A 26,144-nucleotide genomic window follows, 5' to 3' on the forward strand; every position below is an offset into this window, starting at 1 on the left:
GTATTTAGATAAAAAAAACCGGAGACATGTTCTCCGGTTTTTTTATACGTGGGAGTTATACAATCTCTTGCGCATACTGCCAGAGTGACTTCAGCCGCATCAGTTTCTCTTTGTTATCTGCATATTGCTGGCTCAGCATCTGCAATTCATTGGCGTAATTTTGCAAAAACTCAGGTGTGAATATTTGACGACGATGGTCCAGCCAGCGCTGCTGTTCGGCTTCATCCAGCGTGCCGGGAAAGTTACGTGCGCGGTAGTTAAACAGCAGCTTTTCAATGCGCTTATCGACAAAGGAGATATCCAGCGCCGGTAAATTGCGCGGCTCAGTTTCCAGGACGATTTTCATCGCGGCACGATCGGCATCGCTGAAAAAACCATTGTACAACTGTGCGTCTACGTTATCTGATGGCGTAAAGGGTTCCGCATCGGCGAAGATGGCCACCACTTTGTCGCGAACCTGCGGGTTTTCGCGCAGTATTTTGAGATTATCCAAACAATGCTGGCGGTTAATGCCAAGGCGATCGGCATCTTCCGGGCGCAAGGTATTCGCCTGTGCCAGTACCGGGCATTTGTTGATGTGCACCAGTTTAACCGGCACGGCTGGGTTATCTCCCAGATCAGCTTTAGCAGTGTAGAGCCGCTCACGCAGCGCGTCGCTGTCCAGTTCCAGCAGCGGTGAAATATCACCAGCTAAGTCGACCATAATCACCGCGTTGCGATTCTCTGGATGCCAGGCTAATGGTGCCACCCAACTGGTGTTGCCGCGCCATGCGCCGAACATCCCTGAAACATGGACCAGCGGCTTCATTTGCGGGACATCAATCAGTGCGGCCAGCTTGTGCTTATTGCGATGACTGTAGAGATAATCAAACAGGCGCGGCTGGCGCGACTTCACTAATTGCGCCATCGCAATTGTGGCGTATACATCGGCCATCGCATCGTGGGCATTGGCATGTTCAATGCCGTTGGCTTTGGTCAAATGCTCCAGGCGAAAGCTGGGTAAGCCGTCGTCGTTTTCCGGCCAGTTAATTCCTTCAGGACGCAAGGCATAGCAGGCGCGCATCACATCCAGCAGATCCCAGCGTGAATTATCGTTCTGCCAGCTCCAGGCATAGGGATCGTAGAAATTGCGATACAGGATGTTGCGCGTCACTTCATCATCGAAGCGCACGTTGTTATAGCCCAGGATACAGGTTTTCGGCACGGTGAACAGGGCGTGGATACGCGCAGCAAAGGTGGCTTCATTTTCTCCTTTTTCACGCGCTTCCTGCGGTGTGATACCTGTTATCAGCACCGCCTCAGGCTGCGGCAGATAGTCGTCTGCGGGTTTGCAATAAAAGACTTCAGGTTCACCAATAATGTTGAAATCGCTATCTGTGCGGATAGCCGCAAATTGCGCGGGTCTGTCCAGCGCCGGATGGGTACCAAAGGTCTCGTAATCGTGAAAGAGAAAACCAGGTTGCTGCTTGCCGTCATTCATTGTTCAGTTATGTCCGGGATCAATTTAGCGCTCGTCCAAGAATACCAAAAAATAGCGAGGTAATCAGCAAAGCGATTATCAATGCTGAATGATGTACGCAATAAAATTGAGATGAACAGGCTTTAATAGAATTGATTAATAAATTTTGTACTGTTAAGGGAAATTACTGGAATAAATTTTCTGAAATCTATGAGCTGATAAATAATATAAATGAGAACCATTATTGTTATTTAGTGCTGATTTGTTGTGTTCTGGAAATTTTAAAATTCTTTTATAAACAATGGGTTTTTATTTTTGTGGTTAGCTGCTCTATATTCTAATGAAATGTGAGTGAGGTTAAAAATTAATAATTTAAACACCATATAATAATTGGATATATCTAATAACAGGAGGTTATATGAGCATTAGTCGGCGTAATTTTTTGCGAGGAGTGGGTATCGGTTGCTCGGCCTGCGCGATAGGCAGTTTTCCGCCTGGCGCACTGGCGCGAAATTCTCCAGAGAGCATTAAGGGGAAAACATCCCTGACGCCAAGCTTGTGCGAAATGTGTTCTTATCGTTGCCCAATACAGGCACAGGTAATTAATAACAAGACGGTTTTTATTCAGGGGAACCCTAATGCGACTCAACAGGGCACGCGTGTCTGCGCACGCGGAGGCAGTGGTGTTAGCCTGGTCAACGACCCGCACCGTATTGTTAAACCCATGAAACGAACAGGGCCTCGTGGCAGCGGAGAATGGCAGGTTATTAGTTGGGAACAGGCTTACAAAGAAATTGCCGAAAAAATGACGGCAATAAAAGCGCAGCATGGTCCTCAGGGGGTCGTATTCTCTTCCAAATCCGGTTCGCTTTCGGGTCATTTATTTCAGCTGGCAACGGCGTTTGGATCGCCAAACACCTTTACGCATGCCTCGACATGCCCTGCCGGAAAATCGATTGCCGCCAAAGTGATGATGGGCGGCGATTTGGCTATGGATATCGCCAATACCCGTTATATGGTCTCTTTTGGCCACAATCTCTATGAAGGTATTGAGGTTGCCGAAACGCATGAACTGATGACCGCGCAGGAAAAGGGCGCAAAAATGGTCAGCTTCGATCCCCGTTTGTCAGTCTTCTCCAGCAAGGCGGATGAATGGCATGCGCTCAAGCCGGGCGGCGACTTGCCGGTGTTAATGGCCATGTGTCACGTCATGATTAATGAACATCTGTATGACGCGGACTTCGTTGCACGCTACACCACAGGGTTTGACCAACTGGCAGAAGCAGTACAAGAGACCACGCCGGAATGGGCGCAAAAGCAGGCTGACGTGCCTGCTGATGTCATTGTTCGGGTCACCCGCGAAATGGCCGCCTGTGCGCCTCATGCTATCGTCAGCCCTGGCCATCGCGCGACGTTTTCGCAAGAAGAAATTGATATGCGGCGTATGATTTTCACCCTCAATGCGCTGCTGGGAAATATTGAGCGTGAAGGGGGCTTGTACCAGAAAAAAGCCGCGGCAACCTACAATAAGCTGGCCGGAGAGAAGGTCGCTCCGGTGCTGGCAAAACCTGATGCCAAATTGCCCAAGCCAACGGCGCAGCGCATTGATTTGGTTGCCCCACAATTCAAGTACATCGCGGCGGGTGGCGGCGTAGTGCAAAGCATCATCGATGCCGTGTTAAACCAGACGCCGTATCCGGTGAAGGGATGGATTATGTCCCGCCACAATCCTTTCCAAACCGTGACCTGCCGACCTGATCTGGTCAAAACCGTCGAACAACTCGATCTGGTGGTCAGTTGCGATGTCTATTTAAGCGAAAGCGCGGCATATGCCGATTATCTGTTACCCGAATGCACTTACCTTGAACGCGATGAAGAAGTCTCTGACATGTCGGGCCTGAATCCGGCCTATGCCCTGCGCCAGCAGGTTGTAGAGCCGATAGGGGATGCGCGTCCGAGCTGGCAAATCTGGAAAGAACTGGCCGTGCAGTTAGGTCTTGGGCAGTTCTACCCCTGGCAGGATATGCAGACGCGGCAGTTGTACCAGCTTAATGGCGATCATGCGCTTTCCGCTGAACTGCGTCAGAAAGGATATCGGGAGTGGGGGATTCCGCTGCTGCTGCGGGAACCTGAAGCGGTGCGTCAGTTTGTGGCGCGTTATCCGGGCGCAGTGGCGGTTGATGGCGACGGTACCTATGGCGAGCAACTGCGCTTTAAATCTCCGTCTGGAAAAATTGAACTCTACTCTGAAGAGCTGGAAGCACTTTTGCCTGGCTACGGTATTCCGCGCGCCCGCAATTTTGCCCTCAAAGGCGACAATGAACTCTATTTTATTCAGGGAAAAGTGGCGGTGCATACCAACGGCGCGACGCAATATGTACCACTGCTGAGTGAGCTGATGTGGGATAACGCGGTGTGGATCCACCCGCAAACGGCCCGTGAAAAAGGCATCAAAAACGGCGATGAGATTTGGCTGGAAAATGCGACCGGTAAGGAAAAAGGCAAAGCGCTGGTTACTGCCGGAATACGACCCGATACGCTGTTCGTTTATATGGGATTTGGCGCCAAGGCGGGAGCCAAAACCGCGGCGACGACGCACGGTATTCACTGCGGTAATTTGCTTCCGCATGTTACCAGTCCGGTTTCCGGTACGGTGGTGCACACCGCTGGCGTCACGCTTCGTCGGGCATGAGAAAGGAGAACATCATGAATCAATCAACAAACCCTTATGTCATGCTGCATGACGAGAAACGCTGTATTGGCTGTCAGGCGTGTACGGTTGCCTGCAAGGTACTGAATGACGTGCCGGAGGGATTTAGTCGCCTACAAGTGCAGATCCGTTCACCCGAACATGAACCCGAAGTGCTGTCCCACTTCCAGTTTGTTCGCGTTTCCTGTCAGCATTGTGAAGATGCGCCGTGCGTCAGCGTCTGTCCTACTGGCGCTTCATTTCGTGACGAAAATGGCATTGTGCAAGTGGATAAGTCTCGCTGTATTGGTTGTGACTACTGCGTTGCCGCTTGCCCGTTCCATGTCCGCTACCTCAACCCACAAACGGGGATTGCCGACAAATGTAACTTCTGCGCCGATACTCGCCTGGAGGTCGGACAATCGCCAGCCTGCGTTTCCGTTTGTCCGACGGATGCGCTGAAGTTTGGACGTCGCGATGACCCGGAAATTCAGCACTGGATTAATCAAAAAGAGGTTTATCGCCAGCAAGATACGCGTAGCGGCCCAGTAAGTGTCTATCGGCGTAAAGAGATCCATCAGGAGGGTAATGTATGAATTCTATCTGGGGAGCAGAGCTTAACTATGCGCCGGACTACTGGCCGTTGTGGCTCATTTATGCAGGCGTCGTTATTGTGCTGATGATTGCGGGTCTGGTCACGCACGCGCTGTTACGTCGGATGCTGGCGCCCAAAACGGCAACCGGGGAAGAGCATCGGGACTACCTTTATTCGCTGGTGGTCCGCCGCTGGCACTGGGGTAATGCGCTGCTCTTTATCCTGCTTCTGCTGAGCGGCCTGTTTGGCCACTTTTCTGTCGGACCGGTGGCCTTAATGGTGCAGGTACATACCTGGTGTGGCTTCGCATTGCTGGCCTTCTGGATTGGCTTTGTGTTAATAAACGCAACCAGCGGCAACGGCTGCCATTATCGCGTGAAATTTAGCGGATTGATGTCACGCTGCCTGCTGCAAACACGCTTTTATCTGTATGGCATTATGAAAGGTGAGCCGCACCCGTTTGCCGCAACGACAGAGGACAAATTTAACCCGCTGCAACAGCTGGCCTACCTGGCCATCATGTACGCACTGGTTCCACTACTGATCATCACCGGGTTGCTATGTCTCTACCCGCAGGTGGTAGGGGCGGGGCCGGTGATGCTGGTGCTGCATATGGCGTTAGCGATTGTGGGCTTACTGTTCATCTGCGCGCATATTTACCTGTGCACGCTGGGTGACACACCAGGGCAAATTTTTCGCAGTATGATCGATGGTTATCACCGCCATCGCAGTCATCACGCAGAGACCGCGCCGCGTAAAGGGTAGTTCCGGCGAGATTTGTCTCTGAACCCCTTTCCTGATAGCAAGAAAATGTGCCTTATGTCACATTTTCTTGCAATTTATCCATGTTTGTTCGACAGAACTTCCGTAAAAAGAACGTCTATTTCTCCCTTTCCTGAGGACATGCTGTTGAAACGCCGTTTGTTTATTGCCGCTTCACTATTAACGATGAGTTTTTCGCCCGCCTGGGCGAGCGATGCCGTGAGCTTCGCCCCACAACCTCCTGCGATTACTGCCGGGGCATGGGTGTTAATGGATTACACCACGGGCCAAATCCTGACAGCCGGTAATGAACACCAGCAGCGCAATCCTGCCAGCCTGACGAAACTGATGACTGGCTATGTTGTCGATCGCGCAATTGACAGCAAGCGTATTAGTCCGACAGATATTGTGACCGTCGGGCGCGATGCATGGGCAAAAGATAATCCGGTATTTGTCGGTTCATCCTTGATGTTCCTGAAAGAAGGGGATCGCGTTTCGGTACGTGACCTCAGCCGTGGGTTAATTGTTGATTCCGGTAATGATGCCTGCGTGGCACTGGCGGATTACATCGCCGGAGGGCAGCCGCAGTTTGTCGCGATGATGAACAACTATGCGCAAAAACTGAACCTGCAGGACACCCATTTTGAAACGGTACATGGTCTGGATGCGCCGGGTCAGCATAGCTCGGCGTACGACCTGGCCGTGCTGTCCCGCGCTATCATCCACGGAGAACCGGATTTCTACCATATGTACAGTGAGAAAAGCCTTACCTGGAACGGCATCACACAGCAAAACCGTAACGGTTTGTTGTGGGATAAAACCATGAACGTAGATGGCCTGAAGACAGGGCATACGTCCGGTGCCGGATTTAACCTGATTGCTTCCGCCGTCGATGGTCAGCGCCGCCTGATTGCGGTGGTGATGGGCGCGGAGAGTGCGAAGGGGCGCGAAGATCAGGCGCGTAAACTGCTGCAATGGGGGCAACACAACTTCGATACAGTACAGGTTTTGCGTAGCGGTAAGCAGGTTGGCACTGAACGCATCTGGTATGGCGATAAAGAAAAAATCAGCCTCGGAACCGAGCAGGATTTCTGGATGGCCCTGCCTAAAGCAGAAGTCCCTAACATCAAAGCAAAATATGTCCTTGATAAGAAAGAGCTGGTTGCTCCCATCGCTGCGCATCAACGTGTGGGGGAAATTGAACTCTACGATCGGGATAAGCTGGTGGCGCATTGGCCTCTGGTTACGCTGGAATCCGTCAGCGAAGGCGGCGTTTTCTCGCGCCTGAGCGACTATTTCCACCACAAGGCGTAGTTTTTCCTGATGCGTCTGACTGGCAAGAGTGCGAATCTGCTCACATAATAATCACTATTTCCTTGTGGCCGACATAGCCAGAAATTACACTGTATATAAATACAGTGTAACAGTGGAGGTTGTATGGAGTACGAGATAAAGCTGGTCGATAAACGCATGATTGCCGGTTTCCATATGGTTGGACCGTGGGAACAAACGGTGAAGCAGGGGTTTGAGCAATTAATGAAGTGGGTCGACGGTAAACAGATTGTACCGTTGGAATGGATAGCCGTTTATTACGACAACCCTGATGTTGTTCCTGCGGAAAAACTGCGCTGTGATACCGTGGTTTCTGTGCCTGAAGGTTTTGAAATCCCGGAAAACAGCGAAGGGGTGATCCTCACCGAACTGGCGGGTGGCGACTATGCTGTCGCCGTTGCGCGCGTTGAGAATCACGATTTTGCGACGCCTTGGTATCAGTTCTTCGAGCGCCTGTTGCAGGATACGACTTATGCGATAGCCGCTAAACCCTGCTTTGAAGTTTATATGAACAATGGCATGGAGGACGGTTACTGGGACATTGAAATGTACGTGCCAGTGCAGACGAAGTAACTGTTTGGGGTGTAAATCAGGGTGATCTTTTCACGCTAAAAACAGGTACAATTCGCTTCTTTGCTATTCCCTGACGGAGTGCATGAGTGCGTGCAGACAAATCGCTGAGTCCTTTTGAAATTCGTTTGTATCGTCATTATCGTGTGGTGCATGGTATTCGCATTGCGCTGGCGTTTCTCCTTACTTTTCTGTTGGTGCGCCTGTTAAACATTCCCGAAGGTACATGGCCTCTGATCACGCTGGTGGTGATCATGGGGCCAATATCTTTTTGGGGTAACGTTGTTCCCAGGGCCTTTGAACGTATAGGCGGCACGATCCTGGGCTCGGTCCTGGGACTGGTTGCCCTGCGTCTGGAGCTCTTCTCGCTGCCGTTAATGCTGATATGGTGCGCGGTAGCGATGTTTCTCTGCGGCTGGCTGGCGCTGGGTAAAAGGCCGTACCAGGCGCTGCTGATTGGCATAACGCTTGCCGTGGTCGTGGGTGCGCCTGCCGGAGATATGAATACCGCGTTATGGCGCGGTGGTGATGTTATTCTGGGGTCGTTACTGGCGATGCTGTTTACCGGCATCTGGCCGCAGCGGGCATTTATACACTGGCGTATCCAACTGGCGCATTGCGTCACGGGGTACAATCGGGTGTATCAGGCCGCGCTATCCCCCAATCTGCTCGAGCAACCGCGGCTGGAAAAGCATTTACAACAACTGTTGAGCGACGTTGTCAAAATGCGTGGGCTCATCGCTCCTGCCAGCAAGGAAACCCGCATTCAAAAGTCGATCTTTGAGGCTATTCAGACGGTGAATCGCAATCTGGTCTGCATGCTCGAGCTGCAAATTAATGCGCTGTGGGCCAGCCGTACCAGCCACTTTGTCATGTTGAATGCGCATACTCTGCGTGAAACTCAGCTCAGGACCCAGCAGGCACTACTGACAATAACCCACGCCTTGTATGAAGGTAATCCGCAGCCGGTGCTTGCCAATACGGAAAAGCTCAATGACACCGTGGCAGAGCTGCGTCAGCTTATTGCTGAGCATAAAGGCGATAATGTCGCAGAAACGCCCATTCACGGCTACGTTTGGTTGAACATGGAGATGGCTCGACAACTGGAGTTACTCTCACATTTAATCTGTCGCGCACTGCGCAAATAAAGAGCAGATGAGGGGATTGGTTCTACTGCTGCTTCGATTCAGCAAAGATTAGAGGTATGATACTGAAAAAGGCTAAAACCATTGGTAACTGCAATGGCTTTACCCTCGATAACTCAGGTTTCAACCATGCATTGTCGATGCAGATGCAACTTGAAGTATGGCGGGCATGAAAGTAATGTTGACCCACTTTAGCCGTTGTTTTAACGAATCCGAATCTCACATTATCAGGGGTGTAAAAATGGAAACTACCAAGCCTTCTTTCCAGGACGTGCTGGAATTTGTTCGTCTGTTCCGTCGTAAAAACAAACTGCAACGTGAAATCCAGGACGTTGAGAAAAAGATCCGTGACAACCAGAAACGCGTTCTGCTGTTGGACAACCTGAGCGACTACATCAAGCCTGGTATGAGCGTGGAAGCGATTCAGGGCATCATTGCCAGCATGAAAAGCGATTATGAAGATCGTGTTGATGACTACATCATCAAAAACGCCGAGATCTCTAAAGAACGCCGCGATATCTCTAAAAAGCTGAAAGCCATGGGCGAAGTGAAAAACGGCGAAGCGAAAGCCGAGTAACGATTTTATGCTTGTCCGGGTCGCTGCCGTGCGGCGACCCTTATTGCAGTTCGACCCCGCCCGTCACCATGCGTAACAAATGCTGTTCCGGCCAGTGAATCGTAAGTTTTTTCTGCGTCAGCATCCATTTAATGTAATCCACATCATGACGATTTCTGTCCAGCATCAGTCCGACTACGCTGCCGCTGTGCGCGACGTTGACGCCGTATAAATCACATTCTTCCACCAGTGCTAATAGTGAATCAAAATCCGGTTTTGGTAACAGCAGTTGGCTGGCGATTGCGCTAAGCGTAGCCGCTTCTCCCAACCGGTAAGGATTTTGGCTAATACAGGCTTCCTGTACTTTTTCCCATGCCCGTTTGAGGGCCGCAGCTCCCGCCTGCAAGCCGGAATGACGTGGAATACGGTGATAATCCGCGGTACGCAATGTTTCAGGGCTTTCGAGAACCAGCAGATCGAGTTGAGGCTGAGCTTCACAACCAATTTGCGTGGAAGCGTTGTTATGATCGAAAAGGGTTAGCTTACGAAAAACGGTGCTGTCGGTTGGCTCCAGAGAAACGCAAAGCTGTGCCAGTGTTGGCTCGTCCAGTTGATGGCCCAGATAATGCGCTGCGGCGATGGCCGTGGCGGCAATATCCGCAGTGCTGCTGGCCATTCCTTTCGCGATAGGAATGGTTGACTGAACATCTATCCGGATATCCTGACTGAGATGCGCCGGGTACTGCCAGTGCTGTAATAACCTGTTAACCATTGCCCGAGAAAGTGGACGTTCATCTGTCAGCGGTGAGCCTGAAGTGACCTCAACGGTGCTATACCATTCGACCGGGCAGGAGACCAGTTTCTCACTCCCCAGAATCCAGCCCTGGATAAGTTCTCCGCACGATGCGGGACATTGCGCAACAGCCACGTCTTCACCTTTGTGTTCAGCAATCCTCGGCGCATAGTGTCATGGCGATCGCGCTATTACCATGATTTGCCGCAATTTGCGGTTCGGCAATATCAGGCGGGAATGCCCAATGTCACAGTTTCTGATATCGCTAAACGCATAACGTCCTGGGCTATCATCAGCTCTTCATTGGTATTAATCACCGCCACTTTAACCACCGCATTTTCCGTCTGAATAAAGGTGGCGTTACGCTGATTTTTTTCTTCATCAACGGCCAGGCCTAAGAAATTCAGGTTGTGGCAAATCGCGGCGCGAGCACGCGCTGAATTTTCACCAATTCCCCCGGTAAACACCAGCGCATCCAGACCGCCCATCTGCATAATATAGCTGCCAATAGTGGCGCGAATCCGCTCGGCAAAAAGCGTCAATGCCAGTGCTGCCTGGTGATTGCCCGTATCTGCGGCATGTTCAACATCCCGGTAGTCGGGTGAAACACCAGAAACTCCGAGTAATCCGGACTCATTGTTGAGCAATTGGTTGAGCTGCTGCGGGGTTTTGCCTTCACGCAGGGCAATCCACGGCAGAATGGATGGATCAATATCGCCACTTCGCGTGCCCATCATTACGCCAGACTGCGGCGTAAAACCCATGGAGGTATTCACCGAGTGTCCGCCTTTGATAGCGCAGATGCTGCTGCCGTTGCCCAGATGACAACAAACAACCCGCAGGGCGCTGAGCGGCACGCCCAGCTTTTCAGCAAGCTGAGCGCTGACATACTTGTGGCTGGTACCATGAAAACCATAACGACGAATACCCAGCTCTGAATAGTAGCGCCAGGGCAGGGGATAGATGAAAGAAGGCTCATCAAGGGTCTGATGAAAAGCCGTGTCAAAAACCGCAACGGCCGGCGTTTTCGGCAGTAGCTGGCGAAATACCGCAATCCCCAACGCATTAACCGGGTTATGAAGCGGTGCCAGTTCCGCAAGGCGTTCGATTTCCGCCAGTGTTTCATCAGTTACCCGCGCGGAATCTTTGAAGGATTCTCCACCGTGTGCGACGCGATGGCCAACGCCGTCGATCTCTTCCAGACTGCTGATAATATTGTGGCTGAGCAGTTTTTCCAGTAGCAGCGTTACTGCTTCACGGTGATCGGCTACGGGCAAAGTCTCCTGCCATTTTTGCGCTGGTGCTTTTAGGGTGACCTGCGCATCAGACATACCGATACGCTCGATCAGTCCCTGGCAAATCATTTCACCCTGCGGCATCGCCAGAAGCTGAAACTTAAGCGAGGAACTACCTGCATTAATGGCCATTATTTTGTGAGACATGAAGGTTCCTTTGCATTCAGAAAAATGAACATCTCATCGACCCCGGTATTCTCCAGCGCGCTGGTGACAAATACTTTTTGCGCGCCAGCCTGAACTAACCAACTCTCCACGAGAGAAATACGCTGCGGGCTGGCTAAATCGGCTTTGGTGACGAGGCCGATAACGGGTCGGTTCATCGGGCCAGTAAAACCTGGAGAAAAAGGTGACCACGGCGCGTCAGCATTGAGAACCAGCGCGATGATGTCTGCTTCACAGGCGCTGGCCAGCAGCGCGCTGTACAGGCAGCGGTTTTCGAGATATTCACCCGGTGTGTCTATCGTTGTGGGAGACCAGACAATGGCCTGGGTCTTCTGATAGTGAAGCGCCTCTCCCCGCATGCACTGCGTGAGTGACGTTTTACCGCACTGGCTGGGGCCAATTAGCATTATGCGTTTCATGAGATTATGTCCGGGTGATGGGACAGGCGGTAAAACGCATCATTTCGCCCAACGTCCGGGTTACCTGTTTCAGCGCGTACTCAACGGCGGAAACATCGCCCGTCAGTACCACAGCGCCGGTAAAACGGTCGAGAAAACCAATCTCTACCGCCCCGGATTTCGTGGCGATATCACAGGCGATGATTGAGGCTTCGCTGGGGGTAATCGTCAGAATACCGATTGCGGAAACCGATTCTGGTAATCCCAGTTTCTTGAACAAATCTTTACCCGGATTAGCGATAAGATGCGCCAACGTAACCTGCTTGCCAGGAACATATTCCTGAATCATACGATCCGTGGTGGGTTGTCTTTCCATTATCCCTCCACCATCTGTCGCCACATGCTTTCATGCGGACGAGGGATGACCGAACGGTAAACCAACAGACCTTTTTCACCCGCACTTTCACTGGCAACTGTCACTGCGTTATTCACATCAGACACATCGCCAGCGACAACCATGTAGCACTTGCCGCCAATACCAAATGCCATATGGACGCGTACCAGCGTGACATTGGAGGCTTTAACCGCACGGTCGGCGGCGCAGATGCAGGCCGCAACGCTCCATGTTTCAACAATGCCAACGGCCTGACGCTTATCCACGCTGTTAAGTCCACTGATCGCAGGAAGTACGCTGGCGTGAATGTTGGGTAGTACCAGACTATCAACGAGCATATCGCCAGCAAGAGAAGTTCCGGTGGCGATCGCCTGTTGTATTGCGCCTACGTCACCACCGAGCATGAGCAGAAATTTGCCCGGGCAGATGGTCTTGCTGACCAGTAAATTCACATTCGCGCTTTTTAACATGGCATCGCCAGCTTCCATTCCTTTGGCAATGCTGGTGAGTTCTAAAATCCCTATAGCCTGAGACATGATTAACCTCTTATTACCGTGATGGATTGCTCAGTAATTTCGCTGACAATACCGTCAATACTGGCGTGGACAGGTGCGCCTAATGCACCGGACGGCACATCGGCAACGCATTGACCGCGAACAACGTGTTCGCCCTGCTGTACATATGGGATGGCGCTGGCACCAATATGCTGGCGTAGCAACAGCGTCGTTTTATCCGTGGGATAATCAGTCTCAGTCAGTGGCGCATCGTGATACCAGTCGCTAAGGCCCAGTTTGGTAATAAGGCGCTTCACCGGAATAAGCCGATACTTCGCCATTTCATCCTCAGGATTTAACGGCCCTTCATAACGATGGTTGAGCGCCCGTAGCTCGCGTTTAAGCATGCGGTTAATTCGCATAGGTGAAATCCCAACCGGACAGGCTACGCTTTCACATACATTGCATTCTGAACAGGTCAGGGCCGTGAGCAGTAACTGCGGAGTGGCCGCCTGCTGATAATTAACCGCGCGAACCAGCAGGTGCGGCGATAATTCATGGCCGATCAAATGCCTTGGGCACAAATCCGTACACAAACGACACTGCTCGCAAACGGTTTTTGCGACGGAAAGCACGGTGCGTTCATCCTGCATCCGCCGCTGAATCAACGCATGAGACTTTGGTAAAACCAACAGTCCCCCGGTGGTCTTGCTGACTGGGGTATCCAGTGAGGTAATCAGGCCGCCCATCATCGGACCACCGTTAATAAAACCGGGCTCGTCAACGGTAGCACCACCTGCCAACGCCAGAACCTCACGTAAAGACATTCCGATAGGGACGGTCAGAGTGATTGGTCTGGCGACCGCGCCATTAACGGTCAGGGTACGGCGCGTAACCGGATACTGCTGCTCAACGGCTCTGGCGATGTTGAGTACAGTCTGGACGTTATTGACCACCACGCCGACGCTGACCGGCAGCGCGGCAGGCGGAACTCTCCGGCCCGTTGCCATCCAGATGGTCAAAACCTCGTCACCAGCCGGGTAGACATCAGGCAAAATATGTAAGCGGATCCCGACAGGCAGAAGGGGCGTTAACGCATTGATAGCCTTTTGATATTTCTCTTTGAGCGCAATAATACCGGCCCTGGCCCGGGTAGCCGTCATGGCATATTGAACGCCACGGATAAGTCGCTCAGCTTGAACGGCCATCAATTGCTGGTCAACTTTCAGCATCGGTTCACATTCTGCCGCATTGACCAGAAACGTATCGACCTGCGCCTGTAATTTTACGTGAGCAGGAAAGCCTGCGCCTCCGGCCCCGACAACACCCGCTGCGCGAACGCGTTCGCGAATTGTCTGCGCATCATAAAGCGTGGACTCTGCCGTCATGGCTGTCTTCATAATAATTCCTCAAGCAGTTCCTGCATGGCGCTGGCGTCGGCAACACGAGGATTGGTTTGCAGCGTGACATCAGCCAGCGCGGCCTGAACCATCGACGGTATACGTTGTGACCAGGCTTGCTTTCCGTCTTTAAGCGCGTCAGCAAAAGAAGGTAACGCACACTGTTTTTTGAGTAGCTCTATATGACGAATTAGCGCATTCAGTGCCGCCGTATCGTTCGCGTTATCCGGGCATAGGTGGCAGGCTTTAGCGAAACGGGCATAGCGCTTCGCAGCCCGCGGATCGCGGGCATTAAAATGAATGACATGGGTCAGCAGCAGCGCATTGGCAAGTCCGTGGGGCAGATGAAACTGGCCGCCCAACTGATGGGCAATCGCATGATTGATACCCAGACCAGCCTGACTGAATGCCATTCCCGCGAGCGTTGACGCGTTGTGCATTTTTCCTCTGGTTGCCAGGCAGTCGCCTTTGCTGACGGCGACAGGCAGGTACTGGAAGACAATTTGTGCCGCTTTTTCAGCCAGCGCATCGGTGAAGTCGCTGGCTTTCGTGGACACGTAAGCCTCCAGCGCATGCGTTAATACGTCCATGCCGGTATTCGCTGTTATGGCTGGTGGAACGCTGACGACCAGCGTCGGATCAAGGATGGCCATGTCCGGATAAAGCGCATTATTAAATAATGGATACTTAATGCCTTTATCCGGATCGCTAATCACGCAGGCGCTGGTCACCTCCGATCCCGTGCCGCTGGTGGTGGGAATTGCAACGCAGGTTTCAATCTCAATACCGAACTGTCGGCTGAACCAGACGATGGCTTTTGCGGCGTCCAGTGCAGAGCCACCGCCAAAACCAATTACGACGTCCGGTCGTAGGGACTGCATTTGCGCAATCCCTTGTACTACCGTGTTAATGGTGGGATCGGGGGTGATATCGCTGAAAATGCTGATGCGGTTATCCGCTGGCAGCGCGTCGCGCAGCTTTTCAATCAGGGGAGAACGCGCGAGAAAACCATCGCAGATAATCCAGATATGCTTATTCGTGAAGCGCTTAAGCACATCCAGGCTTCCCTGGCCGCTGTACAATCGAGTTTGCAGTGAAAAGCTTTTCATAACGGCCCCATTAGCGAATAGAAAAACCGTTTGTCAGCACGCAACGACGAGAGCGTGCGAAAGTGCGCGCAGATGTCGTTCCTTCGCCGGTCGGCGTTGCGATGGTGAAGGTGGTAAAGCCTTCACCACCAACGCCAATCCCAGCATAAGAGGGGCCATTTTTCACAAAAATGGAGGTCTGAAGCGTGCGCGCGGCAAGGTTCAGACGTGACACATTTTGCGAATGCATAATGGCGGTGTGATGCAATCCCTCTTCAACCTTCAGGGCCAACGTTAACGCGCTGTCAAAATCGCTCACCGTTACGATGGGGAGCATTGGCATCAGTTGCTCGCTGGTAACCCATGGGTCGTCAGCCTTGACGATACCTATCAGTAATCGAGGTGCTTTTGCCGGAACCGGTATTCCCGCGGCTTCCAGTAAGGTTGCCGGGCTTTTCCCTACCAGTTGTTTATTGGCTATTCCTTCTGGCAGACAAACTGTGCGCAGTTTGTCTGTCTCTTCGCTATTGAGTCGCATCGCGCCAAAAGACTGCATTTGTTGAACCAGTCGTTCGGCAACGGCATCAACAACAATCAGACTCTTCTCAGCAATGCAGGGGAGGTTGTAATCAAAGGATGCGCCATTGATGATATCTTCCGCCGCCTTAACCAGGTCGGCTGTTTCATCAACAATGCAGGGAGGATTGCCTGCGCCTGCGCCAATGACTTTTTTCCCGCTTTTCATGCCCATAGCAACAATGCCTGGACCACCGGTAATCGCCAGAACTGCGATTTTAGGGTGCGCCATCATCTGCTGGGTAGCCTCAAAAGTGGGTTCTGTGACCGTGACGACAAGATTCCGAATCCCGCAGCAGCGAAAAGCAATATCTTCAATCATGGTAATCAGCTTCAGTGAGACCGCTTTTGCACCTGGATGTGGGCTAAAATAAACGCTATTTCCCGCAGCCAGCATACTGATGCTGTTGTTAATAATGGTTTCAGTCGGGTTGGTACTGGGGGCGACGGAACCAATCACGCCAAAGGGTGAATACTCGAATAACACCATGCCGCCGTCGCCGGTAAGCGCTGTGGTGGTGAGATCTTCGATGCCCGGGGTATTGTCCAACGCAGCTTTATTTTTAAGGAACTTATCCTCTTTGTTGCCCATTCCCGTTTCGGCAGCGCTTTCAGCAGCCAATGAAGCAAGGTGAGGCGTCAGCTCTTCTCGCAGGGCGTTAATGATGGCGCTGCGGGTTTTCAATGGACATTGCTGATAACGCAGAAAAGCCTGATGAGCGGCATCGATCGCTTCGCTAACGGACGGAAAAATTCCATTACCCTTAACTTCTGCTTTTGCCGGGGCAAGTTGCTCACTCAAAATGTTACGAATAAGGGTTTCAAGTTCTGAAGTGTTCATTGATGTGTTCTCACGTTAATTGCCGCAATGGCCGTTTCTGCAATGTCCATATCCTGCTCAACGCTTCCCCCGCTGATGCCAAGACCCCCAAGGAGTAACCCCTCACGCCATAATGCGTACCCGCCACCGAAGGTGACGACTTTTCCCTGCATATGGCTTTCCAGACCGTAAAGCGCGGCGCCTGGCTGCACTGCCGATGTCAGCTCATGCGTGGCGGTTTTCATTGCCACGGCGGTCCAGGCTTTTTTCGGTGCCAGTTCGCTACTGACGAGTAATGCGTCAGGCATGCGCCAGGTCACCGTTTGGGTCCCATTCGCATCAACAATGCTGATGACGACCGGAACCTGAAGTTCTTCTGCTCTCGTTACCGCAGCGCGAGTGAGTTGGTGGAGTTCCTGAAAAGACAGAGACATAGCCGGCTCCCTGGTGGCTGATGTACGGATGGCTGCGAGATAACGCTCCGCCACTTTCTGAATAATGTTGTTTTGATGGGCGTCATGATCTTCTGCTCGTGCAAGCGCATATAAGCAGTCGGAGAGGCGATTGATATAACGCATCAGCACGTGTCTGACGGAAATCTCGGTGGAGAGTTCGACCAGTCGCCTCTCTGCGCGGCGGGCCAGCGTGCGGGCAAAGTGCAGACGGCTGGCGGTTTCGCTGCGGCCAGGTAAAATAAAGCTGCGTAGGGGGGGCACTCTCCCCATCGCGGTATCAATGGCGGCTTCCAGCGCGGCAATTTCTTCTGAGCTGATGTAGCGCTGCTCTGGCGCTGGCTGTTCGCTTTCGCTTGCCAGCTCGGCGCTGAACCAAAAAAGCTGCAGTTGAATGTTTTCGAGTAACTGGCGGTGCTGCGGGTTTTTCGCTGCGCAAACACACAGGCTAAGCGCCGCATTAAGTTCGTCCAGCGTACCGTAAGCCTCGACGCGCGGGTGCGTTTTGCTCACGCGTTGCCCGGTAAAGAGGGCCGTTGTGCCGGCATCGCCAGTGCGGGTATAAATCGCCATAGTTCCTCCTAACGAGAAAGCGTGTCGACAATGCCGACGATAGCCAGATCGATGGCCTCATTAGGGCCGGAAAAAACGTGTCTGGCGCTGGAGCCACTGCTGAGTAATACCAGTTCTCCAGTTCCAGCGCCGACAGAATCAACCGCGACTTCATCTCCACTCACAGGGGACGCGGGAAGCTCTCCGTCCGCACTCACCCGACGTACCAGCAACAGTTTCTTCCCCACCAGTGATGGGGATTTTTGCGTGGAAACCACAACGCCTGTAACCCGTGCCAGATGCATAGCTCACTCCTGCTTAATTAATTGGACATTTCGCGTACCGACGGCGTCCTGAGCCAGAGCCGTCACGACACATCGACGACGTAGCACCAGAACGCCCCCCTTCAGTTGGGCGACGTCGGCATAGCTGAGAAGTTTGTCAGGATGCAAAACGATGATTCGCCCCAGCTCGTCGCTGAACTCCAGAGGCAGACGCGCAAGTTTTCTAACGGGGATTGCGGGTAACAATCGGTGTTGTAGTGAAATTTTCACGCGGACTCCGCATGCCAGCGCTTCGTGGATCGTTACCACCGACATGTTGTCCGCGCAGCCCTCGGCAATTTGCTCCAGCAATGGCAGGTCCGCCTGCAGGAGGTGGAGCGACGAGTACTGGCAGCACAATGTCCGTGGTTCGATTTCCCGTAACTGCGCGACGCTAAGCGAGAGCGTGCTTTCCGCGCGTTTTTTTAATCGGGAAACAACCTCCTCGATAATGCGTTGCAGCAGTTCGTTGTTCATCGTGGGCTCACCAGTGTGGCAAATGCCTGCGGATTATCTGCGCCCGCAGCATTGGCTTCGTCGGTATCGATATGCATCTCAAGGCGCATATCCGGCGAAACGCGTACGGCGACGTTATCGAAAATCAGTCGACGTTCATCGCCATTAATGGCAACAGAGACTTTATCGCCATGGGAAACGCGCAGGATTAGGGCATCGAGCGGCGACATATGGATATGGCGTTGGGCGACGATTACCCCGGATGCTAAGTCCAGTTCAGCAAATGGACTGATAAGGCGAACGCCTGGCGTGCCCTCGATACTGCCTGACATCCGTAGTGGAGCAGCAATTCCCAACGTACGAGCGTCGGTACGAGAAATTTCGACCTGACTGGTGCTACGCAGTGGGCCGAGTAAGCGCACATTTTTTAACTGACCTTTTGGTCCCACCAGTGTGACGGTCTGGTCTGCTGCATATTGTCCGGGCTGCAGCAGCTCTTTTTTCTCACTAATAGGGTGATTGGGAAACAAGCGGTCGTAATCTTCAGCGCATAGATGAATATGACGATTAGAGATCCCTAGCGGAATAGGGCGCTCACGCATTTCATCCAGAACTTTGGTGACCGTTGTCTCCAGTTGCTGTTTATCCATCACGCTTCACCTCGTTTGCCTGAGTGCAGACAAAGAGAGCGCGGCTCGCCTTTTTGACGGGGGCAGGCAGGGTCAAGACACAGATTGCAGCTAATCAACTCTGCATCTTGCGGCGCTTCGGGCGCTGCATGGTCCTCAGTCATCTCTTCATGTGGTACGACCGGTGTCGGGGCGGGCACTGGCTCAGACTCAGACTCCGGGGTGACGCTATGTGACAGAATGCCATCCCCTGGTCTGGATATGACTTTGTGAGCCACCAGTCCATCTCGCTGGTCAGCGAAACTGACACCGGTGGAAATGGCCGCCTGGACGGAGGCCACATCCCCGATTATCTTGATCACCATCCAGCCTGAACCGTTGGTTTTTTCGAGGCCCACCAGCGTGATGGAGGCGGCTTTCGCCATGACGTCCGCGCAACTGATGGCTAATGCCAGACCACTAACTTCAAGTAATCCCAGTGATTGCTTCACGCTGTGCTCCTTGGTTGCAACGACTTATGCGGATTTAGGTAAAATGGCTTCAACGTCGCTGTGCGGACGTGGGATAACGTGGCAGGATTTCACCTCGCCAACGGCGCTTGCTGCAGCGCTTCCTGCATCTACGGCAGCTTTCACTGCGCCGACATCGCCGCGAACCATAACGGTGATAAGGCCTGAGCCGATTTTTTCGTAACCAACCAACTGCACGTTTGCGGATTTCACCATGGCATCAGCGGCTTCAATAGCGCCGACGAGCCCTTTTGTTTCAACCAGTCCCAGTGCGTTATTCATACTGCTTTTCTCCTGTGGGTTATGAGTGGCATTCCCGAAACGGAATGCCTTTAACCAGCCGCGCAGCGTTATTACCAATGCTGCGTCGGGCATGGTTATCTTGTTGATACGTCAGCGTAAATAGTGGCGCTGATGTGGGTAAGTTTTTATAGTGCACGACCAGTTTTTCGCGACTGCAGCCAATGCCAACCAGCAGCGGCGAGTGGCAAGCCGCCAGCCATGCGTTGTGGATAACGTCAGTTGACGGGCTCTCCTGAATCACAAAGGGGATCCCTTCTTCTTCAATACCCAGCAGCACATCACTCCAGACGTCAGTGCATCCAGCAGTGGCGAAGATAACGATGGCTGGCGTGGTGAGATTACTTTCCATGAGCGAATGCCTTGTACCAGGAGAGAATCAGCCCTGTCGCGACCGCGTTGCGCGGACCTTCGGTGCCACGAATGTTGCCGCGCCCGGCAACCAGGCGATAGTGTGCCAGCGCATCGGTGACCAGTTGCGGAACTTCAAAGTCCAGGGATGAGCCGCCAACCAGCACCACAAAGGGAATATCCCGAATGTTCCCGGTCGGACTCACCTGACGTAGCGCTCTGAGTGCGTTGGTGACGAAAACGCGTTCCTTAGCGCTGCGGCGAATGGCCCGGACTTTCTCCAGCGCCAGTTCGCCTGGCAGTGGCACCAGTTCATCGGGTTTTACTACGCATACGCGGGCAAAAACCGTTGGTGGGAGAGGTGTAGGGAAGAACTGGACGCTGCCATCTTCGTGGCGAAGATGGAACAAGCTCTCGACTTTCGCCAGCGGGTACTTTTTGATCTCTTCAGCGAGATAACGGTCTTCCAGCCCCAGTTCACGGGCAATAATCATCGTGACCATATCGCCCGCACCCGCCAGGTGCGTGGCAATAATTTCGCCTTTCGGGTTGATGATGGAGGCATCGGTCGATCCTGCACCGAGGTCCAGAATAGCCAGTGGTCGCGTCGTGCCGGGGGTGGTTAAGGCCCCCAGAATGGCAGCTTCGGCTTCGGCGCCGCCAACCTGGACGTCAATGTTGAGCTTTTGCGTGATTTCCTGAGCAATCATCGCCATTTGCAGGCGGTCTGATTTCACCATGGAAGCAATGCCGACAGCTTGTTCCAGCGAGAACTCACCGGCTAGCCCGCCGGTCACGCTGACGGGAACCGAGGTATCGACTGCCAGCAGGTCCTGAATAAAAATTTCGTGGCTGGGTTTGTTAGTTAATTCAGCCATTGTCTGGCGCACATGCTCCAGCATGCCGCCAATATTGGTGCCAGCCTCTCCGGTGACGTTATCCAGTTTCGGGCATTCACCAACCGCTTTCATAATCGCTTCAGCGCCAGCTGCAACGTCGACCCGTACGGTACGACCCTGTGACTGTAGCTCCAGATTTCCGGCAGGAATGGCTCGTGCTTTCACATCACCTGACGGTGTTTTCACAACCACGGCAGAACGGTTGCCAATCAGCGCCCGCGCCATCGGGACAATGTTTTTAGTCTCGTCGGCGTTGAGGCCAAAAACGGTCGCAATCCCGTAAGGGTTAGAAAGCGTTTCAATGACTTTTCCTGGAATTGCGACCTCAATGGCAGCCAGCATACCTAACGGGATGCGGTCGATATGAAGGACTTCATCGACGATAGGCAGGGGGTGGGTCAGACGATTACTGACCAACACACCATCGTCCTGCTGCAAAATAACGCCAGTTAACTGGTATCCGGCGCGGACGGAGGCATTAATCATCGTGGCGACATCGGCGAAATCAAAGGCCGATGACACCACCAGAATATAGGGCGTATCCGCCGGACGGCTGAGCAGGTCTTCCGGCGTAATAGTGACGCCAACGCCTAATCCGACGCCGCCCGGCGTTTTAGGGTTATGGCCGATCATGGTGGATTCAGTGATGATGGTTTCGGTTATCGTTTCCATCGCGACGTCGCCAATGACCGGGGTGGCTTCGTTAATACGGATTAGCGAAATATCGCTGACATTGATACCGGCGTTTTTTGCTGCCAGCGAAAGTGCCTCCTGAATACCAAACACATTACGTAATGTGCCTTTAATTCCGGTGGTTTCTGCCAGCGCGCTGCCGGTGATGCTCAGTGCGCCAGACTCATTGAGGGTAGCCAGAGCGACTTCCGTTGATGAGTTGCCTATGTCAATGCCAGCTATATATCGCATGATCCTGTCCCTGAGTTAGTCGTCGCCTTTGAGTTTTTTACGCTCAACGTACAGCGCTGCCGCTTCACGAACGAAAGCTGCACAGATCTTTGCCTGATAACGATTTTCGAGATCGTCGGCGATGGCCATCAGCTCGTCTTTCGTTGAGCGGTATGGGCGCAGCGCGTTGTAGATCTCAAGAATGCGATCGTCAGGTACAGCGGTTAGCTCAGCTGCACGCTCGAAGTTCATCGCCAGTCTGTCACGTCCGGCATCTTTGGCGATTTCCGCCTGAAGGCGCAGCGTTTCAGGGGTGATGCGCATGTCCTGCGCCGTCACTTTGTTGCTCAGAACATTTTCGAGCGTGAAGTCATCCAGAGTTTTGTTGGTTGCGGTTTTTACCCACTCAGGATGTTTATTCGCGAGAGGGTAATCCGTGACTTTCGCGGTATGTGCTGATGAACTCGCCGCGACCGGCGTCGCGGACTCGCCTTGCAGGCTGTTCATCCGGCTTAGCACATCCCGAACCATCGATTCAATTGCGTCGGTATTCATGGAGTTATCCTTTATCAAAGCGCCACGCGCAGTTCCTGCGGGTTTTTGCCCGTCACGACGTATTTGGTCTCTTTAATGTGCAGAATGGCCGATTTCGCCTGGTACTTAGGACGAGCCATCTGGTCATTCAGAGTAGGGACCGGTTGCGGAGATTCACGCTTGGCATAACGCGCGGCGTTTTTACCGATCTGACGATAGGTTTCCAGCGTCAGAAGTGGTGCCTGAGGGAACAGCTCCAGGTTAGAAAGCGGCGGTAACCCCTGCTGGTGGATTACCGTGGTGCCTTTTGACTGGATGCCGATAGAGATCCCGGAACCGCTCAGACGGTTACCTTCCACGGCGACAAATGCCACATCGGAGGATTTAAAGCAGCGGATAACGCGCGCTTTAATGCCTTCTTCTTCAATACCCGCAATCACTTCGCGCAAGATGTTCTTATGCGGGATCCCTACGATATTGACGGTTTGCGACAGTCCAAACGCGGGACCTACGGCAATAATCACTTCGTCCTGCTGCTGGCCTTGTTTGGCTTCGCCAATCTCGGTCAGAAAGCTGTCGCCCTGTGCCGCTGCAGCCTGTGGTGCGCTAGCCGCTGTCGATGCGCGGAATGAGACGGGTTTGTCGCTGGTTTGCATTTCAGACAGTACGTCTTCAATTATCTGGCGCAGCAGCTTTTCATTGATTTCCATTTTTCACCCCTTAGCCAAGCTCGTTGGGATCAAGTGCGCCAGGGATGTTTTTGATCTCTTCCCAGCGTTCGCCTTGTAGGCGATAACCTGTTGCCGGACCGGCATAGTCATTGACGTCATTTACTGCGGATAGCACCTGTCCGTCGCCAACGATAATGGCGGAGGTATGCAGATAATCCCCGGTTAACTTGGCTTTCTGGATGTTGAGCATGTCCTGAGCGACATCGGTAAACCCGCCCTGAGCAAGGGCTTTCACCACTTCCAGACCGTTACGGTTTTTATTGATGATCTCTTGCGCAAACTTGATATCTTCAACGATGTTTCGCTCCGGCATATCTTTCGAACCGTGGGCGTAAGTCGCCGCTTCTACTTCTTCATCAGTGATTGGCGGTAATCCCATCCCGGCAAAGACGGCCTGCAGTGCACGTGCCGCTTTATTACGAATGGCGATAACGTCTTCTTCACGAACCGGACGCAGACCCCCATCTACCTTGAGGTCTCGCTGGAGGACGTTGTAGTCGTCAAAATCTTCGGCATCCTCGTTCGAACCCGCAAACATGTTGTCGTAGTTCGGCACAGCGGAATAACCGGAAGAAATGAAGTCAGTACCCGGCAGGAACTGCATCAGCAGGCGGGCAGTACGACGCATATCCGAGTGGGTAAAGGTTTGGTCGTTGCTGGAGGCACACTCCAGATCCAGGGAGGAACAGATCAGGTTTTCAGCTAACACCGCACGAATGCCTGACGGCACAGCGGAAGGCACGCCGATGCAGCTTACTGAACCATTTTGTAAACCCTGTACGCCAGCGGCTTTGGTGATGTAAATACAGCGGGCTTCGAGGTAAAGCATCGATTTACCTTCGGCGTAACCCATCTGAACTTCTGAGCCAGAACCGGAGGTAAAGCGCATTTTCAGACCGCGTGAGGCGTAGGAAGAGGCGAGGAAACCTTTCGACCATGGCGTGTCATCGCCGTCGGTAAAGACGGGTTCAGTACCATAGACAGAGATGGTTTCCGCATAACAGGTGTGGCCTAACATACCGAGTTTAAGTTCGGTCGCCTCTTCCAGCGAGCACTGGGTTAATACGCCAGGGCGCCCAACCTGTGAGCCGACTAACAGCGCAATGGCGTTAAAGGGTGCATAACGCGCAACGGCAACCGTCGTTTCCTGTTCGTCAAATCCGCGCCAGGCGCCTTCAGCCGCATCAGCGGCAATCTGCACCGGATTATCTTTAACGTTAGTGACGTGCGCCTGCTGAGACGGTGTACGACGAGCACGCATTTTCTGCATGGCCATCATCATCTCAACGACGTTCATATGGGACACCACTTCGACAATTTTTGCCGGGGTCATTGCGGTGGTCAGCGGCACAATGTCTTTGCGCTTCACGTTAGGATCGCAAAGCATATTGGCAAGTTTTACTGAGTCCATCGCCATGACTTCTTCAGCGCGCGCCAGGTTAATGCCATAGCGGGCAATGAAATGGTCAATTAAGTCAAATTCACTGGCGGATTTGCCGTCCAGTTCTGTGACTGTACCGTTGACGATTTTAATCGACGGTTTAGGGTCGTTCGGGCTTTCCATCGCAATGAAGCCTTCTTCGATCCACTCCTTAACGAAGCCATCCTGATTCACAGGGCGCTTCGCCAGTGCTTCAAATCTTTTCGATCTCATGAATCAGCCTCACTGATATCAGATGTAGGACGGACGATCGTTTTTCGGTTCTGAGCCGAGGGTCCCGAGTACGGTTTTACCGATTTCGCGGGCGGAGATAACGGCCTGACGCACAGCGCCGGAATCGCCTGAAATGACCAGAATGGCTTCGTTACTGAAGCTGGTGCCATGGGCAGGGGAGCTGTAGGCCACAACTTCCACGTTGGCGGATTTCAGCGCAGTATCAGCCATCAGGACACCAACGGATGCCGGGGCGCCGACGATCACGCCACAGGCACGGCCAATCGGTGCACCAAAGGCTTTTTCCAGCGCGTAGCTGGCGCGTGCGGTGTATTGCATTTCGATGTGACCGGCTTCGTTGGCGTAAACATCGCCAAAGGTGCGATCCAGTTCTTTCAGCGCAACCTCAATTCCGCGTTTCACGTCGGAAACATCGTTGCCGCCGAGAATAATCAGCGAACCGTGACCCGCGCCGCCTTTGGTATCACGTGGCAACTCAATACTGACGACTTCAGTATTGGTGGCTTTTACCGCTTCATCTGCGGCCATGATGTGCGGGCCTGCACCAGTACGCGCGCCAAGGATGCCAATGGAGCGATACCGTTTTTCAAGTTTCATTGCGTCCAGTAGGGCGCTGTCCACGTTGGCGATTACCAGACCGACGGTGTCGCCAATCGCAGTACCGACAAACTCCGTTAAACTGCAGCTTTTCTCTGCCATAGCCGTTTCTCGTGTTGGAGGATTATTTTCAGGGATAGCCTGCTGTTCCGGCGTTGCCACGCGAGCAATCACCTGCGCCATGATCTGATCAACCAGCTCATTGCTGCTCATTAGCTAATTCCCTTCGGTAAGATTTTTTCTACATCGGTGTGAGGGCGTGGGATGACGTGTACGGCTTTCACTTCTCCCACATTACGTGCTGCGGCGGCACCTGCATCTGTTGCTGCTTTGACTGCGCCAACATCGCCGCGGACAATGACTGTTACCAGCCCCGAACCAATTTTTTCGTAGCCGACCAGCATTACATTGGCTGACTTCACCATTGCATCTGCGGCCTCTATGGCTGCAGTCAAGCCTTTGGTTTCTACCATTCCTAACGCTTCTTGTTGCATAAAGACCTCGCCTGGGTTGTCCCGATGTTCATGACTATAAAAAGAAGCGAGGAAAAAGAATGGCTGACTTGAAATTGAGAGTGAAAAAATAATAGAGGCAAGGTGATATAAAATTGCTATTAATTATTTTAACTTGTTGTTTTTAATGGGTATATTAAATTTTATTGATGTGATTATTTAGTTATGTCAGTTCCACATTTACACTTTT

The 26,144-nt window shown here is 52.7% G+C and carries 29 protein-coding genes; 7 read left to right on the forward strand and 22 right to left on the reverse strand.

Annotation, left to right across the window (positions count from 1 at the left end; genetic code table 11):
- Positions 1–55: 55 nt before the first annotated feature.
- Entirely contained in the window at positions 56–1,480 is a 1,425-nt protein-coding gene (gene sbcB / locus HV314_RS09980; RefSeq protein WP_181547946.1) for an exodeoxyribonuclease I, read from the reverse strand.
- Between the two features lie 397 nt (positions 1,481–1,877).
- Here sbcB and phsA point away from each other — a divergent pair, with 397 nt between their 5' ends.
- The 7 genes from phsA (at position 1,878) to HV314_RS10015 (ending at position 9,129) form a co-directional block, all read left to right on the forward strand.
- Positions 1,878–4,151: a thiosulfate reductase PhsA gene (phsA, locus tag HV314_RS09985; RefSeq protein WP_181547947.1), complete on the forward strand. Its 2,274-nt coding sequence runs from the start codon at positions 1,878–1,880 to the stop codon at positions 4,149–4,151.
- Between the two features lie 14 nt (positions 4,152–4,165).
- Positions 4,166–4,744 carry a thiosulfate reductase electron transport protein PhsB gene (gene phsB / locus HV314_RS09990; RefSeq protein ID WP_016153548.1) on the forward strand — a complete coding sequence of 193 codons (579 nt, stop codon included), beginning with the start codon at positions 4,166–4,168 and terminating at the stop codon, positions 4,742–4,744.
- Positions 4,741–5,508: a thiosulfate reductase cytochrome B subunit gene (gene phsC, locus HV314_RS09995; RefSeq protein ID WP_181547948.1), complete on the forward strand. Its 768-nt coding sequence runs from the start codon at positions 4,741–4,743 to the stop codon at positions 5,506–5,508. Before phsB ends, phsC begins: the two co-directional genes overlap by 4 nt.
- Positions 5,509–5,646: 138 nt before the next feature.
- Positions 5,647–6,819, forward strand: a complete 1,173-nt coding sequence (gene dacD, locus HV314_RS10000; RefSeq protein WP_094761558.1) for a serine-type D-Ala-D-Ala carboxypeptidase DacD — start codon at positions 5,647–5,649, stop codon at positions 6,817–6,819.
- A 123-nt stretch (positions 6,820–6,942) separates the two neighbouring features.
- The gene (gene sbmC, locus HV314_RS10005) at positions 6,943–7,410 is read left to right on the forward strand and encodes a DNA gyrase inhibitor SbmC (protein ID WP_049270736.1); all 468 of its coding nucleotides are present in this window, start codon (positions 6,943–6,945) and stop codon (positions 7,408–7,410) included.
- Positions 7,411–7,496: 86 nt separating this feature from the next.
- Positions 7,497–8,555: an FUSC family protein gene (locus HV314_RS10010; protein WP_016156885.1), complete on the forward strand. Its 1,059-nt coding sequence runs from the start codon at positions 7,497–7,499 to the stop codon at positions 8,553–8,555.
- Between the two features lie 238 nt (positions 8,556–8,793).
- Entirely contained in the window at positions 8,794–9,129 is a 336-nt protein-coding gene (locus HV314_RS10015) for a DUF496 family protein (RefSeq protein WP_003834176.1), read from the forward strand.
- A 40-nt stretch (positions 9,130–9,169) separates the two neighbouring features.
- On the opposite strand, the gene HV314_RS10020 is transcribed toward HV314_RS10015, so the two are convergent.
- The 21 genes from HV314_RS10020 to pduA form a co-directional block, all read right to left on the reverse strand.
- Positions 9,170–10,036 (reverse strand): L-threonine kinase, encoded by an 867-nt coding sequence (locus tag HV314_RS10020; RefSeq protein ID WP_181547949.1) that lies wholly within the window; start codon positions 10,034–10,036, stop codon positions 9,170–9,172.
- Positions 10,037–10,128: 92 nt separating this feature from the next.
- Entirely contained in the window at positions 10,129–11,343 is a 1,215-nt protein-coding gene (locus HV314_RS10025; protein ID WP_016156883.1) for an acetate/propionate family kinase, read from the reverse strand.
- Complete coding sequence (gene pduV / locus HV314_RS10030; protein WP_049270742.1) at positions 11,328–11,780, reverse strand: propanediol utilization protein PduV; 453 nt, start codon at positions 11,778–11,780, stop codon at positions 11,328–11,330. Before pduV ends, HV314_RS10025 begins: the two co-directional genes overlap by 16 nt.
- A gap of 4 nt (positions 11,781–11,784) precedes the next feature.
- Positions 11,785–12,135 carry a propanediol utilization microcompartment protein PduU gene (gene pduU, locus HV314_RS10035; RefSeq protein WP_016156881.1) on the reverse strand — a complete coding sequence of 117 codons (351 nt, stop codon included), beginning with the start codon at positions 12,133–12,135 and terminating at the stop codon, positions 11,785–11,787.
- Positions 12,135–12,689 carry a propanediol utilization microcompartment protein PduT gene (gene pduT / locus HV314_RS10040; RefSeq protein WP_046275683.1) on the reverse strand — a complete coding sequence of 185 codons (555 nt, stop codon included), beginning with the start codon at positions 12,687–12,689 and terminating at the stop codon, positions 12,135–12,137. Before pduT ends, pduU begins: the two co-directional genes overlap by 1 nt.
- Before the next feature lie 2 nt (positions 12,690–12,691).
- Positions 12,692–14,047 carry a cobalamin reductase PduS gene (gene pduS / locus HV314_RS10045; RefSeq protein ID WP_181547950.1) on the reverse strand — a complete coding sequence of 452 codons (1,356 nt, stop codon included), beginning with the start codon at positions 14,045–14,047 and terminating at the stop codon, positions 12,692–12,694.
- The gene (locus HV314_RS10050) at positions 14,044–15,156 is read right to left on the reverse strand and encodes a 1-propanol dehydrogenase PduQ (protein ID WP_053389619.1); all 1,113 of its coding nucleotides are present in this window, start codon (positions 15,154–15,156) and stop codon (positions 14,044–14,046) included. Before HV314_RS10050 ends, pduS begins: the two co-directional genes overlap by 4 nt.
- A 10-nt stretch (positions 15,157–15,166) precedes the next feature.
- Positions 15,167–16,552 carry a CoA-acylating propionaldehyde dehydrogenase PduP gene (gene pduP, locus HV314_RS10055; protein WP_075848389.1) on the reverse strand — a complete coding sequence of 462 codons (1,386 nt, stop codon included), beginning with the start codon at positions 16,550–16,552 and terminating at the stop codon, positions 15,167–15,169.
- Positions 16,549–17,556 carry a two-domain cob(I)yrinic acid a,c-diamide adenosyltransferase PduO gene (gene pduO, locus HV314_RS10060; protein WP_181547951.1) on the reverse strand — a complete coding sequence of 336 codons (1,008 nt, stop codon included), beginning with the start codon at positions 17,554–17,556 and terminating at the stop codon, positions 16,549–16,551. Before pduO ends, pduP begins: the two co-directional genes overlap by 4 nt.
- Positions 17,557–17,564: 8 nt before the next feature.
- A complete protein-coding gene (locus HV314_RS10065; RefSeq protein WP_003030211.1) occupies positions 17,565–17,840 on the reverse strand; it encodes a EutN/CcmL family microcompartment protein in 276 nt (91 codons plus the stop codon).
- A gap of 3 nt (positions 17,841–17,843) precedes the next feature.
- Positions 17,844–18,335, reverse strand: a complete 492-nt coding sequence (gene pduM / locus HV314_RS10070) for a microcompartment protein PduM (RefSeq protein ID WP_049040282.1) — start codon at positions 18,333–18,335, stop codon at positions 17,844–17,846.
- Complete coding sequence (locus tag HV314_RS10075; protein WP_016153533.1) at positions 18,332–18,964, reverse strand: phosphate propanoyltransferase; 633 nt, start codon at positions 18,962–18,964, stop codon at positions 18,332–18,334. Before HV314_RS10075 ends, pduM begins: the two co-directional genes overlap by 4 nt.
- Complete coding sequence (locus HV314_RS10080) at positions 18,964–19,434, reverse strand: BMC domain-containing protein (RefSeq protein WP_181547952.1); 471 nt, start codon at positions 19,432–19,434, stop codon at positions 18,964–18,966. Before HV314_RS10080 ends, HV314_RS10075 begins: the two co-directional genes overlap by 1 nt.
- Before the next feature lie 24 nt (positions 19,435–19,458).
- Positions 19,459–19,734, reverse strand: coding sequence for a propanediol utilization microcompartment protein PduJ (gene pduJ / locus HV314_RS10085; RefSeq protein ID WP_001057752.1), 276 nt, complete (start codon positions 19,732–19,734; stop codon positions 19,459–19,461).
- Between the two features lie 19 nt (positions 19,735–19,753).
- Positions 19,754–20,104: a glycerol dehydratase reactivase beta/small subunit family protein gene (locus HV314_RS10090; RefSeq protein WP_046275690.1), complete on the reverse strand. Its 351-nt coding sequence runs from the start codon at positions 20,102–20,104 to the stop codon at positions 19,754–19,756.
- The gene (locus HV314_RS10095) at positions 20,094–21,926 is read right to left on the reverse strand and encodes a diol dehydratase reactivase subunit alpha (protein ID WP_181547953.1); all 1,833 of its coding nucleotides are present in this window, start codon (positions 21,924–21,926) and stop codon (positions 20,094–20,096) included. The genes HV314_RS10090 and HV314_RS10095 overlap by 11 nt, the downstream gene beginning before the upstream one ends.
- Before the next feature lie 15 nt (positions 21,927–21,941).
- Positions 21,942–22,460: a propanediol dehydratase small subunit PduE gene (gene pduE, locus HV314_RS10100; protein WP_016153529.1), complete on the reverse strand. Its 519-nt coding sequence runs from the start codon at positions 22,458–22,460 to the stop codon at positions 21,942–21,944.
- 14 nt (positions 22,461–22,474) lie between these two features.
- On the reverse strand, positions 22,475–23,149 hold the full coding sequence (pduD, locus tag HV314_RS10105; RefSeq protein WP_003844241.1) for a propanediol dehydratase medium subunit PduD: 675 nt from the start codon (positions 23,147–23,149) through the stop codon (positions 22,475–22,477).
- Positions 23,150–23,159: 10 nt separating this feature from the next.
- Entirely contained in the window at positions 23,160–24,824 is a 1,665-nt protein-coding gene (gene pduC, locus HV314_RS10110) for a propanediol dehydratase large subunit PduC (RefSeq protein ID WP_003030249.1), read from the reverse strand.
- 18 nt (positions 24,825–24,842) lie between these two features.
- Entirely contained in the window at positions 24,843–25,655 is an 813-nt protein-coding gene (pduB, locus tag HV314_RS10115; protein ID WP_016153528.1) for a propanediol utilization microcompartment protein PduB, read from the reverse strand.
- Positions 25,655–25,936 carry a propanediol utilization microcompartment protein PduA gene (pduA, locus tag HV314_RS10120; protein ID WP_003030255.1) on the reverse strand — a complete coding sequence of 94 codons (282 nt, stop codon included), beginning with the start codon at positions 25,934–25,936 and terminating at the stop codon, positions 25,655–25,657. Before pduA ends, pduB begins: the two co-directional genes overlap by 1 nt.
- Between the last annotated feature and the right edge of the window lie 208 nt (positions 25,937–26,144).

Origin of the sequence: Citrobacter sp. RHBSTW-00887 (assembly GCF_013728095.1) — a bacterium.
Classification (GTDB): domain Bacteria; phylum Pseudomonadota; class Gammaproteobacteria; order Enterobacterales; family Enterobacteriaceae; genus Citrobacter; species Citrobacter braakii.

Excerpts from the sequence above, each read along its gene's own strand:
- pduP (WP_075848389.1), bottom strand. The coding sequence starts at position 16,552 with ATGAACACTTCAGAACTTGAAACCCTTATTCGTAACATTTTGAGTGAG.
- phsC (WP_181547948.1), top strand. The coding sequence starts at position 4,741 with ATGAATTCTATCTGGGGAGCAGAGCTTAACTATGCGCCGGACTACTGG.
- pduS (WP_181547950.1), bottom strand. The coding sequence starts at position 14,047 with ATGAAGACAGCCATGACGGCAGAGTCCACGCTTTATGATGCGCAGACA.
- HV314_RS10075 (WP_016153533.1), bottom strand. The coding sequence starts at position 18,964 with ATGGATAAACAGCAACTGGAGACAACGGTCACCAAAGTTCTGGATGAA.
- pduJ (WP_001057752.1), bottom strand. The coding sequence starts at position 19,734 with ATGAATAACGCACTGGGACTGGTTGAAACAAAAGGGCTCGTCGGCGCT.
- pduT (WP_046275683.1), bottom strand. The coding sequence starts at position 12,689 with ATGTCTCAGGCTATAGGGATTTTAGAACTCACCAGCATTGCCAAAGGA.
- pduC (WP_003030249.1), bottom strand. The coding sequence starts at position 24,824 with ATGAGATCGAAAAGATTTGAAGCACTGGCGAAGCGCCCTGTGAATCAG.
- pduM (WP_049040282.1), bottom strand. The coding sequence starts at position 18,335 with ATGAACAACGAACTGCTGCAACGCATTATCGAGGAGGTTGTTTCCCGA.
- phsA (WP_181547947.1), top strand. The coding sequence starts at position 1,878 with ATGAGCATTAGTCGGCGTAATTTTTTGCGAGGAGTGGGTATCGGTTGC.
- pduO (WP_181547951.1), bottom strand. The coding sequence starts at position 17,556 with ATGGCGATTTATACCCGCACTGGCGATGCCGGCACAACGGCCCTCTTT.
- HV314_RS10090 (WP_046275690.1), bottom strand. The coding sequence starts at position 20,104 with ATGGAAAGTAATCTCACCACGCCAGCCATCGTTATCTTCGCCACTGCT.
- sbmC (WP_049270736.1), top strand. The coding sequence starts at position 6,943 with ATGGAGTACGAGATAAAGCTGGTCGATAAACGCATGATTGCCGGTTTC.
- HV314_RS10050 (WP_053389619.1), bottom strand. The coding sequence starts at position 15,156 with ATGAAAAGCTTTTCACTGCAAACTCGATTGTACAGCGGCCAGGGAAGC.
- pduU (WP_016156881.1), bottom strand. The coding sequence starts at position 12,135 with ATGGAAAGACAACCCACCACGGATCGTATGATTCAGGAATATGTTCCT.
- dacD (WP_094761558.1), top strand. The coding sequence starts at position 5,647 with ATGCTGTTGAAACGCCGTTTGTTTATTGCCGCTTCACTATTAACGATG.
- HV314_RS10025 (WP_016156883.1), bottom strand. The coding sequence starts at position 11,343 with ATGTCTCACAAAATAATGGCCATTAATGCAGGTAGTTCCTCGCTTAAG.
- HV314_RS10095 (WP_181547953.1), bottom strand. The coding sequence starts at position 21,926 with ATGCGATATATAGCTGGCATTGACATAGGCAACTCATCAACGGAAGTC.
- pduV (WP_049270742.1), bottom strand. The coding sequence starts at position 11,780 with ATGAAACGCATAATGCTAATTGGCCCCAGCCAGTGCGGTAAAACGTCA.
- pduA (WP_003030255.1), bottom strand. The coding sequence starts at position 25,936 with ATGCAACAAGAAGCGTTAGGAATGGTAGAAACCAAAGGCTTGACTGCA.
- pduD (WP_003844241.1), bottom strand. The coding sequence starts at position 23,149 with ATGGAAATCAATGAAAAGCTGCTGCGCCAGATAATTGAAGACGTACTG.
- phsB (WP_016153548.1), top strand. The coding sequence starts at position 4,166 with ATGAATCAATCAACAAACCCTTATGTCATGCTGCATGACGAGAAACGC.
- HV314_RS10065 (WP_003030211.1), bottom strand. The coding sequence starts at position 17,840 with ATGCATCTGGCACGGGTTACAGGCGTTGTGGTTTCCACGCAAAAATCC.
- HV314_RS10015 (WP_003834176.1), top strand. The coding sequence starts at position 8,794 with ATGGAAACTACCAAGCCTTCTTTCCAGGACGTGCTGGAATTTGTTCGT.
- pduE (WP_016153529.1), bottom strand. The coding sequence starts at position 22,460 with ATGAATACCGACGCAATTGAATCGATGGTTCGGGATGTGCTAAGCCGG.
- sbcB (WP_181547946.1), bottom strand. The coding sequence starts at position 1,480 with ATGAATGACGGCAAGCAGCAACCTGGTTTTCTCTTTCACGATTACGAG.
- pduB (WP_016153528.1), bottom strand. The coding sequence starts at position 25,655 with ATGAGCAGCAATGAGCTGGTTGATCAGATCATGGCGCAGGTGATTGCT.